The organism is Candidatus Photodesmus anomalopis, assembly GCF_000731785.2.
GTDB lineage: Bacteria > Pseudomonadota > Gammaproteobacteria > Enterobacterales > Vibrionaceae > Vibrio > Vibrio anomalopis.
This window is the reverse complement of sequence record NZ_JGVJ01000017.1, coordinates 26,617-38,683: the sequence shown is the minus strand read 5'-3', so window position 1 is coordinate 38,683 and position 12,067 is coordinate 26,617. Positions and strand designations below refer to the sequence as shown.

8 protein-coding genes are annotated in these 12,067 nt (G+C 30.9%); 6 read left to right on the top strand and 2 right to left on the bottom strand.

Translation table 11 applies throughout. From position 1 onward, the window contains the following. Window positions 1–146: 146 nt before the first annotated feature. From relA to eno, 3 genes are all read left to right on the top strand, one after another. Window positions 147–2,372, top strand: coding sequence for a GTP diphosphokinase (gene relA, locus CF66_RS04445; protein ID WP_034411845.1), 2,226 nt, complete (start codon window positions 147–149; stop codon window positions 2,370–2,372). A gap of 228 nt (window positions 2,373–2,600) precedes the next feature. Beyond that, the gene (gene pyrG / locus CF66_RS04440; protein ID WP_016503957.1) at window positions 2,601–4,238 is read left to right on the top strand and encodes a CTP synthase; all 1,638 of its coding nucleotides are present in this window, start codon (window positions 2,601–2,603) and stop codon (window positions 4,236–4,238) included. Between the two features lie 54 nt (window positions 4,239–4,292). After that, entirely contained in the window at window positions 4,293–5,591 is a 1,299-nt protein-coding gene (gene eno / locus CF66_RS04435) for a phosphopyruvate hydratase (RefSeq protein ID WP_016503958.1), read from the top strand. Here eno and CF66_RS04430 read toward each other — a convergent pair. Both CF66_RS04430 and CF66_RS04425 read right to left on the bottom strand, forming a co-directional pair. Further along, window positions 5,575–6,765 carry a multifunctional CCA addition/repair protein gene (locus tag CF66_RS04430; protein ID WP_034411843.1) on the bottom strand — a complete coding sequence of 397 codons (1,191 nt, stop codon included), beginning with the start codon at window positions 6,763–6,765 and terminating at the stop codon, window positions 5,575–5,577. The two genes, eno and CF66_RS04430, sit on opposite strands and share 17 nt — an antisense overlap. 102 nt (window positions 6,766–6,867) lie before the next feature. Then, complete coding sequence (locus CF66_RS04425; RefSeq protein ID WP_034411841.1) at window positions 6,868–7,593, bottom strand: outer membrane protein assembly factor BamD; 726 nt, start codon at window positions 7,591–7,593, stop codon at window positions 6,868–6,870. Window positions 7,594–7,726: 133 nt separating this feature from the next. Between CF66_RS04425 and rluD the strand changes: the two genes are divergently transcribed. From rluD to CF66_RS04410, 3 genes are all read left to right on the top strand, one after another. After that, the gene (rluD, locus tag CF66_RS04420; RefSeq protein WP_016503961.1) at window positions 7,727–8,695 is read left to right on the top strand and encodes a 23S rRNA pseudouridine(1911/1915/1917) synthase RluD; all 969 of its coding nucleotides are present in this window, start codon (window positions 7,727–7,729) and stop codon (window positions 8,693–8,695) included. A 4-nt stretch (window positions 8,696–8,699) separates the two neighbouring features. Further along, entirely contained in the window at window positions 8,700–9,428 is a 729-nt protein-coding gene (pgeF, locus tag CF66_RS04415) for a peptidoglycan editing factor PgeF (protein ID WP_034411877.1), read from the top strand. A 66-nt stretch (window positions 9,429–9,494) separates the two neighbouring features. Next, on the top strand, window positions 9,495–12,065 hold the full coding sequence (locus tag CF66_RS04410) for an AAA family ATPase (RefSeq protein WP_034411839.1): 2,571 nt from the start codon (window positions 9,495–9,497) through the stop codon (window positions 12,063–12,065). The last annotated feature ends 2 nt before the right edge of the window (window positions 12,066–12,067 follow it).

Below are 12,067 nucleotides of genomic sequence, written 5' to 3'. Positions count from 1 at the left end.
TCTTAGAATTCCTCTTTTCTTTTCTTTTTACTTTTTCTTGAATAAAAGTTATTGTTATCCGGAATACTATGCATGATTTTATCATGTTAGCATATTTTTGTTCCTTTAAATTATTAGATATTTGATAAAATATTTAGGATTTCAATATGGTAGCGATAAGAAACACACACCTAAGTTCTGACAGACAGTTTGATTTAGAACAATGGATAGCTTGTCTCGGTCAAAATACAGAAACTAGCAAGTGTTTAAAAGAGGTTTATCGTCATTGTGAAAGAGTCATTTCTAATCATGAGAAAGGTGATTTACTATTATGGCGTGGTCGTGAAATGATTGAAATCTTGATTACTTTATCAATGGATAAAATGACGTTGATTTCTGCTCAATTATTTCCTATTTTTTCAAGTAATCAGCTTTATGCAAAAGTATTAGAAAAACATTATGATAAAGATATTATTAAAGTAATTTATGGTGTAAAACAAATGGCAATTGTTACGCAGCTTAATCTAAATTTGAAAGGTGATAGAATATCAGGTCAAATTGATAGTTTGCGTCGTATGTTATTAGCAATGGTTGAAGATTTTCGTTGTGTTTTAATTAAATTAGCTGAATGTATTGTTAATTTACTTGAAGTTAAAGAAGCTCCAGATTATATACGTAAAGCAGTTTCTAAGGAGTGTGCTCAGATTTATGCTCCATTAGCAAGTCGTTTGGGTATAGGTCAATTTAAATGGGAAATTGAAGATTATTCATTTCGTTATCAGCAACCAGATACTTATAAGTTAATTGCAAGACAGTTGTCAGAACGTCGTATTGTTCGAGAAGAATATATTAAAAAATTTATTGATAATCTTACAACGCAAATGAGTGTTTTTCGTATTAATGTTAAGGTTAGTGGTCGTCCTAAGCATATATATAGTATATGGAAAAAAATGCAAAAAAAAGGTTTAGATTTCAATGAACTGTTTGATGTTCGGGCTGTTCGAATTATAGCTGAAACATTAGAAGATTGTTATGCTGTATTAGGTATAATTCATACTAAATATAATTATTTGCCAAGCGAATTTGATGATTATATTGCTAATCCTAAAAGTAATGGTTATCAGTCAATCCATACTGTTATATTGGGTCCAGAAGAAAAAACTATAGAAATTCAGATACGTACCGAAAAGATGCATATAGATTCTGAGTTAGGTATTGCTGCTCATTGGAAATATAAGGAAGGTAACAATCAAGGTCTGAGTGAATGTGATAAGAAAATCATTTGGTTACGTAAATTACTCGATTGGCAAGAAGAAATGTTAAATTCTAGAGAATTATTTCATCAATTACGCAGTCAAATTTTTACTGATCGTGTCTATACTTTTACTCCAAAAGGGAATATTGTTGACTTACCAATAGGATCTACGCCTTTAGATTTTGCTTATCACATTCACTCAGAAATTGGTCATCGTTGTGTTGGAGTTAAAGTCAATGGTTGTATTGTACCATTTACTCATAAATTAATGATGGGAGATCAAGTTGAAATTATAACACAAAGAGAAGCTACTCCATCTCGTGATTGGTTAAATTTATCTAATGGGTTTATTTATTCAAATCGTGCACGTTCTAAAATTAATGCTTGGTTTCATAAAAAAAATCGTCAGAAAAATATTGAATCAGGTCGAGAATTTTTAGGAAATGAATTGATAAAAATTGGAAGCACTTTAAAGCAGGTAAATATTTCTGTTTTGAAGCGATTTCATTTGAATACTTTTGATGAATTATATCTTGGTGTTGGTACAGGGAAATTACGTATTAATCAAATTATTAATTATATTAATAATTTCTTAATACAAAGGAAAACTGTCACTGAAGAAAATAGACATATTATAAAAAAACTCAATAGATTTAAAAAGGATGATTTATCAGTAAATAAATTTAGTAATTCTGCTATTACTGTTGAAGGTGTTGATAATTTAATGATTCATCTTGCTCGTTGTTGTACTCCAATTCCTGGCGATAATATTAAAGGTTATATTACTCAAGGTCGAGGCATTTCAGTGCATCGTAATGATTGCGATCAGTTAGAAGAACTTAGATTACACGACCCAAAACGTATTATTAATACGATATGGGATAGCAATAGGTTAATTGGTACTTATATTTTAACAGTTCGTATTGAAGCCATCGAACGCATCGGATTACTTAGAGATATAATAAGTATTCTTGATAATGAAAAAGTAAAGGTCAGCAATATAAGGAGTAACTCTGATTATAATCGTCAAATTTTGGTCATAGATCTTGATCTAGAAGTTTCTGATGTTGAGATGTTGTTGCCAGTTTCAAGGTATCTTGAAAAAGTTAAGAATGTAATTTTAGTTAGACGATTATAACCTAGTATTTATTGGTAATAATATAGTTTATTTTGATGATTTTTACTTTAATTTTAATTTTGAGAAATATCTTAGAAAAGTTATACTTATTCATCTAGTGTTATTAGATAGTATTCTACAGTTAGTATGTTTACGTTGTAGTGATAAAAACCTTTTGTTACACTTTCTGCAAGGTTCCAAGTTTCTTTAGTTAAGGATAAAAACATTTCAATTAATGTTAGGTTCAGTATGGCTACAAATTATATTTTTGTCACCGGTGGTGTTGTTTCCTCTTTAGGTAAGGGTATCGCAGCAGCTTCTTTAGCTTCTATTTTAGAAGCCCGTGGTCTCAAAGTAACACTTATGAAACTTGATCCTTATATCAATGTTGATCCTGGTACTATGAGTCCAACTCAACACGGTGAGGTTTTTGTTACAGAAGATGGAGCTGAAACTGATCTTGATCTTGGTCACTATGAGCGATTTATTCGTACTAAGATGACTAGGAGTAATAATTTTACAACAGGCCGTGTCTATGCTGATGTTTTACGTAAAGAACGTCGTGGTGATTACCTAGGTGCAACAGTTCAAGTAATTCCACATATAACTAATTCAATTAAGGATCGTGTAATTTTAGGTTCTAAAAAATATGATATTGCTATTGTTGAGATTGGAGGTACTGTTGGTGATATTGAATCTTTGCCGTTTATGGAAGCGATTCGACAATTAGCTGTTGAGTTAGGTCGAGGGTATACTATGTTTATGCATTTAACTTTAGTACCTTATCTAGCATCGGCAGGTGAAGTAAAAACTAAACCAACACAGCATTCTGTTAAGGAACTTTTATCGATAGGTATTCAACCAGATATTTTAATTTGCCGTTCAGATCGTATTCTTCCAGCAAACGAACGTAAAAAGATTGCACTTTTTTGTAATGTACCGGAAAAGGCAGTAATTTCGGTAAAAGATGTTGATTCAATTTATAAGATTCCTCAATTAATTAAAGCTCAGTATCTTGATGATTTAGTGTGTGATCACTTTAAAATCAATGCTCCTGAAGCAAATCTTTCTGAATGGGAGCAAGTAATTTATGAAGAAGCAAATCCAACAGGTGAAATAACTGTTGGATTAATTGGTAAGTACACTGAACTGCCAGATGCGTATAAATCTGTCAATGAAGCATTAAAACATGCAGGACTTAAAAATCGTCTGAGTATTAATATCCATTATATTGATTCTCAAGATGTAGAAAATAGAGGTATAGAAATTTTCAATGGTTTAGATTCTATTTTAGTTCCAGGTGGTTTTGGTGATCGTGGTATTGAAGGTAAAATTCGAGCCGCTCAGTACGCACGTGAGAATAATGTTCCCTATCTAGGAATTTGTTTAGGTATGCAAGTTGCCTTAATTGAATATGCACGTAATGTTGTAGGTATGCAAGGTGCTCATTCAACAGAGTTTGATAAAAAAACAAAGTATCCGGTAGTAGGACTAATAACAGAATGGATAAATGGTGAAGGGGAAATTGAAGAACGTACGGAAAATTCCTATCTTGGAGGCACTATGCGTCTTGGCCTACAGTTATGTTACTTAGAAAAAGGAACAAAAACGTATGAAGTATATGGCAATAGAAAGATTTATGAACGTCATCGTCATCGTTATGAGGTAAATAATAATTTTCGTTTACAAATTGAAAGCGCTGGTCTAAAAGTATCTGGTTTATCTGCAGATAAAAAACTAGTTGAAGTAATTGAAAATCCAGATCATCCATGGTTCATAGCCGCACAATTTCATCCTGAGTTTACTTCTACACCTCGTGATGGACACCCTTTATTTACTAGTTTTGTGAAAACCGCAAGGCAATTTCAGCGTGGTGATAGGTATTAAAATTAATTATATGTTTATTAATCTTATTTTTATAATAAATTAGAGAGAAAATTAATGTCTAAGATTGTTAAAATTCAAGGTCGTGAAATTATTGATTCACGTGGGAATCCTACTGTAGAGGCTGAAGTACATTTAGAAGGTGGTTTTGCAGGTATGGCCTCTGTTCCGTCTGGTGCATCTACTGGTTCTCGTGAAGCGCTTGAGTTACGTGATGGAGATAGTCGCTTCCTAGGGAAAGGTGTTCTTAAAGCTGTCTCATCTATTAATAAAGCAATTTCTGAAGTTTTACTTGGTAAAGATGCAACAGAACAGTCCTATATTGATGAACTTATGATTAAGCTAGATGGTACTGAAAATAAATCTCAGCTTGGTGCTAATGCTATTTTAGCTGTTTCTTTAGCTAATGCAAAGGCAGCAGCTGCCTTTAAAAACATGCCTTTGTATAAGCATATTGCTGATTTAAATGGGACTTCTGGTCAATTTTCTATGCCTTTGCCAATGATGAATATTATTAATGGAGGCGCACATGCTAATAATAATATTGATATTCAGGAATTTATGATTCAACCAGTGTCTGCTAGAAGTTTTAAAGAAGCCATATGTATTGGTTCAGAAGTTTTTCATAATTTAGCCAAAGTCCTCAGATTAGAAGGATTAAGTACTGCAGTTGGTGATGAAGGTGGTTTTTCTCCTAATTTAACCTCTAATATTGCTGCTTTAGATATTATTAAAGAGGCAGTAGAAACATCTGGTTATGTATTAGGTAAAGATATTACTTTAGCTATGGATTGTGCTGCATCTGAATTTTACGATAAAATATCTGATCATTATCATATGAAAGGAGAAAATAGAATCTTTTCTTCTAAAGAGTTAAATCATTATTTAGAAGATTTAACTAAACAGTATCCTATAATATCTATTGAAGATGGTCTTGATGAATCAGATTGGGATGGCTTTAAGTACCAAACGAAACTATTAGGGAATAAAGTTCAGTTAGTAGGTGATGATTTATTTGTTACTAATACTAAAATTTTTTCTCAAGGTATAGAGAAAGGTATTGCTAATTCTATTTTGATAAAATGTAACCAAATTGGTTCTTTAACAGAAACTTTAGCTGCTATTAAGATGGCTAAAAATGCAGGTTATGCTGTTATAATATCTCATCGTTCTGGTGAAACTGAGGATGTAACTATCTCTGACCTATCAGTAGGAACAGCTTCAGGTCAGATTAAAACAGGTTCTGTTAGTCGTTCTGACCGAGTTGCTAAATATAATCAACTTATTCGTATAGAAGAAATGTTAGGTGAACGCGCTGTCTATAATGGTCTTAAAGAAGTTAAATGTCAGTTTTAATATATTTATTAATAGCATTAATTCGAAGTTTTTTAATCTTCATTTTAATTTCTTTCCCTTGCATATTATTTTGAATAATAGTGCTTATATTTACTGATAAAGCAGCTTGGTAAGCGGAAAGAAAAAACTCTCCTTGTGGATAAGAATGTGTTTTAATTTGTAACTCCATTCCTGCTGTTTGCTGGATAGCTTGGCAGCAGGTAATTAGCTGTTGTAAGCGTTTTGGTTTTCTCCAAACATTTGCTCTGTCAAGAATTTCGAGTATTTTAGATGCATATAATGTATTACCTTGGCATATATATTGGTATTCTTCACATACTAATACAGCTAATTCTTTAAATTTATTAGGTGCTTTTATTCGATTTAATATTTTTTTAATTATTTGTTTTCTAACATGGTTTTTAAAATTAATTTGATTATCTAGGTACTGGATTTGCGCGGCAAATCGGACAGATAATGATGTAGACAGTAATGCTATTTGTTTTGCAATAATAAGAGGAAAGATTTTACTATTTTGTTTTTTTGAAAATTCAAATGCAGAATGTAGTTCTGGAATAATTTCTTTAAGGGCTCCGCATTGATATAGGACAGATAAAAATACATCAGGATTATTAGTTTTTAAAGATTTATGCCATTCTTGCCAAATTCTTTCTGGTGTTAATTGTTTTAATTCGCCTGAACTACTTATTTGAGTCATAATCTTAATAGTTTTAGGTTCTATTTTAAATCCTAAATATGCAAGTTTTGCAGCAAATCTAGCTACTCTTAGTACACGTAATGGATCTTCTGAAAATGCATCAGAGACATGACGAAGAATCCGGTTGTCTAAATCTTTTTGTCCATTGTATGGATCAATAATTGTTCCAATATTATTTTTAGCTATTGCATTAATAGTTAGATCTCGACGCATCAAATCTTCTTCCAATGTAACATCAGAAGAAAAATAACATTCAAATTCAGTATGTCCTATTCCAGTTTTTTTTTCTCGTCTTGCTAAGGAGTATTCCTGTTTATTTTTAGAATGTAAAAAGACAGGAAAATTTTTCCCAACAGGAATAAAACCTTGAGATAGCATTTCTTTTGGTGAACTTCCTACCACTACCCAGTCCATATCATTTACATCAATATTTAGCAATTGATCTCGTACAGCGCCACCAACTAAGTATACTTGCATTTGTTTTTTCCATATTTACTAATAGGTTAGATTTTAAAAAAGATAACTAAAATATTAATTTAAAGAAACGACAGCATATAAATTAGACTATTTTTTAGTATCTTATTGGTATGTTTTTATTAATTTTTTAGTATTTTCAATAGCTGTTTTTAATCTCAATTTTTGATAGGCTTGTAATTGGATTTTTAGAGATTCTTTAACTATTCGTTTATTATGTGGATATTTATTTTGGATTTTCTGAGTACGATTAATTGCCGCTATCCAAGCTCTTCTTTTTAAGTAAAAATAAGCTATTGCTAAATGATGTTCTGCTAATCGATTTTCAAGTTCAAATATATATCTTTTAGCGTCTTTAGCATAAGAACTAGTTGGATAACGTTCTAGTAATTGTTTGAAATCAGTTATAGATATGTTTGTTAGTTCAGTGTCTCGATCGCTTCGATTAATACGGAAGAAATCATACAATTTGTTTTTGTCTTGTTTCATATGTGTTAAACCTTGCATATATAATACCCAATCCATTTTCTCATGAGCTGAATTCCATTGAGAAAAACGTTTGATGTTAGCAAGAGCAAATGTCAAATCATTATTTCTATAGTAAGCATAAATAAGATCTAATTGTATTTGTTTAGCATATGGAGATAAAGGATAAAGATAATGTAATTCTTCTAGTTTTTTAATAGAAACTGACCAGTTAGAAGAATTTAAAATATTTTCTCTTTCTAAGTAAGAGTCAGAAGATTCAATATTAGGAACTATTTCTTTATGCATTGAACAACCAAACAATAACAATAATGTAAATAAATATGATAAAACTTTCTTTTTCATATATAAGAATATATTTCCTTGCATTTAAATAATTGCAATTTCTATTATTAATTAATAGTAGTGCTGGATATAATAGTTCAGATTATCCCATAATAGTGGTTGTTGATCTCATAATTTTTAAAAAAGTTCAAATATGTTCAATCAGATTAAATTAATAGATATAGTAAAAAATAATCAGTCAGGACAAAGATTAGATCAAACTGCAACTGAATTATTTAGTGATTTTTCTCGTTCTCTTATAAAAAAATGGCTTTTAGATGGCAAAGTGTATGTTAATAATTTAATAATTACCAAACCTAGTACCAAGGTAAAAATGGGACAAACAATCAGAATTGAACTTGAGTTTCAGAATAAAAAGCAACACTTGGAAGCTCAAAATATTTTTCTTGATATTGTTTATGAAGATAATTATCTTTTAGTGATAAATAAACCGCGTGATTTTGTTGTTCATCCTGGTGCTGGAACGTATGATGGTACTTTGCTGAATGCATTGCTTTATCATTACCCAGGTATTGAAAAAATACCGAGAGCTGGTATTGTTCATCGTTTGGATAAAAATACTACAGGTTTAATGATTATCGCAAAAACATTACCATCATATACATATTTTGTTCAGGAATTTCAAAAAAGAAATATTATTCGTGAATATGAAGCCATTGTTATTGGTACAATTACTTTTTCTGGAAAAATTGATGAGCCTATTTCTCGTCATTCAACTAAACGTACTTTAATGGCTGTTTCTCCAATAGGTAAGTATGCAATTACTCATTATCAAGTAATTGAATGTTTTCGTGAATATACTCACCTTCACTTGCGTTTAGAAACAGGACGTACTCATCAGATTCGTGTTCATATGTCTTATTTACAACATCCTTTGTTAGGTGATTATTCTTATGGTGCTTACATGAAAATTCCAAAAGGAGCTTCAAAAACATTAGTTGAAATGATTCGTGCTTTTGATCGTCAGGCTTTACATGCTAGTACCCTTAAATTTAAGCATCCAATAACAGGAAAAATGATGAAGTTTCATTCTTCTTTACCCAGCGATATCCTTTCAATGATAAAAATTTTTCGTGAGGATATTAGATCTTATAATTTATAAACATATGTTCAGTTATATCATTCCTAATTGGGTAGTGCCTAAACATGTTAAAGCTATATCATCAACTCGAGTTGGTGGTTTTTCTTCCTTTCCATACAATGAATTAAACCTTTCCATTCATGTTGGAGATGATTTGGATTTAGTTCATAAAAATCGCCAGTATTTAACAAAACTGACTGCTATGCCATCATATCCTGTTTGGCTTAAACAGACTCATTCAAATTGCGTGGAAGAAGTATTTTATCCACCTATTGATATACTAAAAGCTGATGGAATTTTCACTCAATCTGATAATATTATTTGTGCTGTGATGACGGCTGATTGCCTTCCTATTTTGCTTACTGATATACGAGGTACTCAAATTGCTGCATTGCATGCTGGTTGGAGGGGTCTTGCTAATGGCATAATTGAGAATGCGTTAAATAAATTTGATGGAGAGGTTATTGCTTGGTTAGGCCCTACAATTAGTAATTCATTTTTTGAAGTCGGAGAAGAAGTCATACAGGCATTTGTTGATGCTGATATTAGTATGTTTCAATCTTTTCAATTGAAACAATCTGTTAATAAATATCTAGTTAACCTACCTTTACTAGCAAGCAAATTACTTCATAAAATAGGTGTAACAAAGGTAGTCAATAGTGGGTTATGTACTTTCAATAATGATTGTTTTTTTTCTTATCGGCGAGATGGTGTTACTGGACGTCAGGCCTCTTTTATTTGGATTGAAGATTAATACCCTAAATTATAAACGTAAAAAAGGTAATTTATTTTTTAATTAAATTGCTTTAAGAGAGTTGAGATGCATCTGGATAGGTTTACTGATAAATTACAATTAGCTATTTCTAATAGTTATGATTTAGCATTAAGTCATCTTCATAAATATATAGAACCCATACATTTAATGCGTGCATTACTGGATGATCGAAGTGCAAATTCTATTCGTGTTTTATTAACTATGCTAGATATTGATATTTTTCAAATGAATTCAAGATTAAATTTCTTTTTAGAAAATGTATCAAAGGCAAGTAGTATTGATAATGAACTGAAATTTTCTAGTTCTATAGGACGATTATTTAATTTATGTAATCTTATAGCAAAAAAACGTCAAGATTCTTATATATCACCTGAAGTATTTTTACTTGCAGCAATTGAAGATAACGGCGTTCTAGGTATTTTGTTAAAAAAATTTTATCTAACAGAAGAAAAACTATTAGATGTAATAGAGCAAATGCATAAAAGTAAGCAAATTAATATTAGCAATACTAAAGAATTAAAAGGAGTATTAAACAAGTTTACTATTGATTTAACAAAGCATGCAAAGGAAGGAAAGATTGACCCTGTAATTGGTAGAAATAATGAAATTCGTCGGACTATACAAATACTACAAAGAAGAAGTAAAAATAATCCAGTTATTATTGGAAAGCCTGGTGTAGGGAAAACTGCTATTGTTGAAGGGTTAGCACAACGTATTGTAAATAATGAAGTTCCAGAAGGATTGATAGGAAAACGTCTTCTTATTCTTGATATGGTAGCACTTATAACTGGTGCAAAATATAGAGCTGAATTTGAAGAACGTCTTAAATCAGTATTGAATGAAATTTTTCATCAAGAAGGTAATATAATACTTTTTATTGATGAGTTGCATACTATAGCAGGTGTAGGTAAATCTGAAGATGCAATAGATGCTGGAAATATATTAAAACTAGCTCTTTCTCGTAGTGAATTACATTGTGTAGGTGCGACAACTTTAGATAAATATTGTCAGTATATTGAAAAAGATCCTGCTATTGAGCGTCGTTTTCAAAAAATTTTAATCGATGAACCTACAGTAAACGATACTATTTCAATATTACGTGGTCTAAAAGAGCGTTATGAACTTTATCACCATGTCGAAATTACAGATCTTGCTATTGTAGCATCAGCTAGTTTATCACATCGTTATATTTCAGATCGGCAATTGCCAGATAAAGCTATCGACTTAATGGATGAAGCAGCATCAAGTATTCGTATGCAAATTGATTCTAAACCAAAATCTTTAGTTCAGCTTGAACGAAAAATTATTCAACTTAAAATTGAGCAAAAAGCATTAAATAGTAAAAATGATATGGTTAGTAAGAAGCGATTAGAGACTATTAAATTAGAATTAAAAGATAAAGAAAATGCTTTTTCTAAACTGGAAAAAATATGGAATTCGGAAAAAGCAATGTTATCAGATGCTCAATATATGAAGAGTGCATTAGAGCAAGCTCGAATAGATATGGAATGTGCAGCTCGAATTGCTGATTTAAATAGAATGTCAGAGTTACAGTATAGCCGTATTCCTAAGTTAGAAAGGCAATTAAAGCAAATTATTCAATCTGAAATAAAAGAATCAACACTGTTACGTAATAAAGTAACTGACCATGAAATTGCAGAAGTACTTTCTAAGCAAACAGGTATTCCGGTATGTCAAATACTTACAGAAGAAAAAGAAAAATTACTTTGTATGGAAAATTTCCTACATCAGAGGGTCATTGGTCAAAGCAAAGCTATAAAGGTGGTATCTGATGCTATTAGACGAAATAGATGTGGTTTATCTGATCCAAATAAACCAGTAGGAACATTTCTATTTTTAGGACAAACTGGGGTGGGGAAAACAAAACTTTGTAAAGTATTAGCATATTTTATGTTTAACAGTGAAGATTCTTTAATTCGTCTAGATATGTCAGAGTTTATGGAAAAACATTCTGTTGCTCGTTTAGTTGGTGCTCCTCCAGGTTATGTTGGTTATGAAAATGGTGGTTATTTAACAGAAGCTGTACGTAGAAAACCTTATTCTGTAATATTATTAGATGAGATAGAAAAGGCACACCCTGATATATTCAATATTTTATTGCAGGTGCTTGATGATGGGCGTTTAACAGACTCTCAGGGCCGTACTGTTAATTTTCGTAATACAGTTATAATTATGACATCCAATTTAGGATCAGAATGGATTCAAAGAAATACAGTTCTAGATTACCAAGAAATTAAAAATGAAATCATGGGTCTACTTAATAAACAATTCCGTCCAGAATTTTTAAATAGAATAGATGAAAATGTTGTATTTAATCCTCTTACTATAGATAATATAAAAAAAATTGCAAAGATTGAGTTAGAAAATTTGATTAATCGTATGGAAATAAATGGTTACGAACTTAATGTATCGAACGATGTTTTAGATTTTATTGCTCAAATTGGTTTTGACCCGCTATTTGGCGCAAGACAATTAAAGAGAGCGATACAACAAAAAATAGAAAACCAACTCGCCAGAGTAATTCTCTCTGATGAATTTTATAGAGATAAAAAAATAAAATTACTAGTTAAAAAAAATGCAATTTCCGTTAGTTAAAT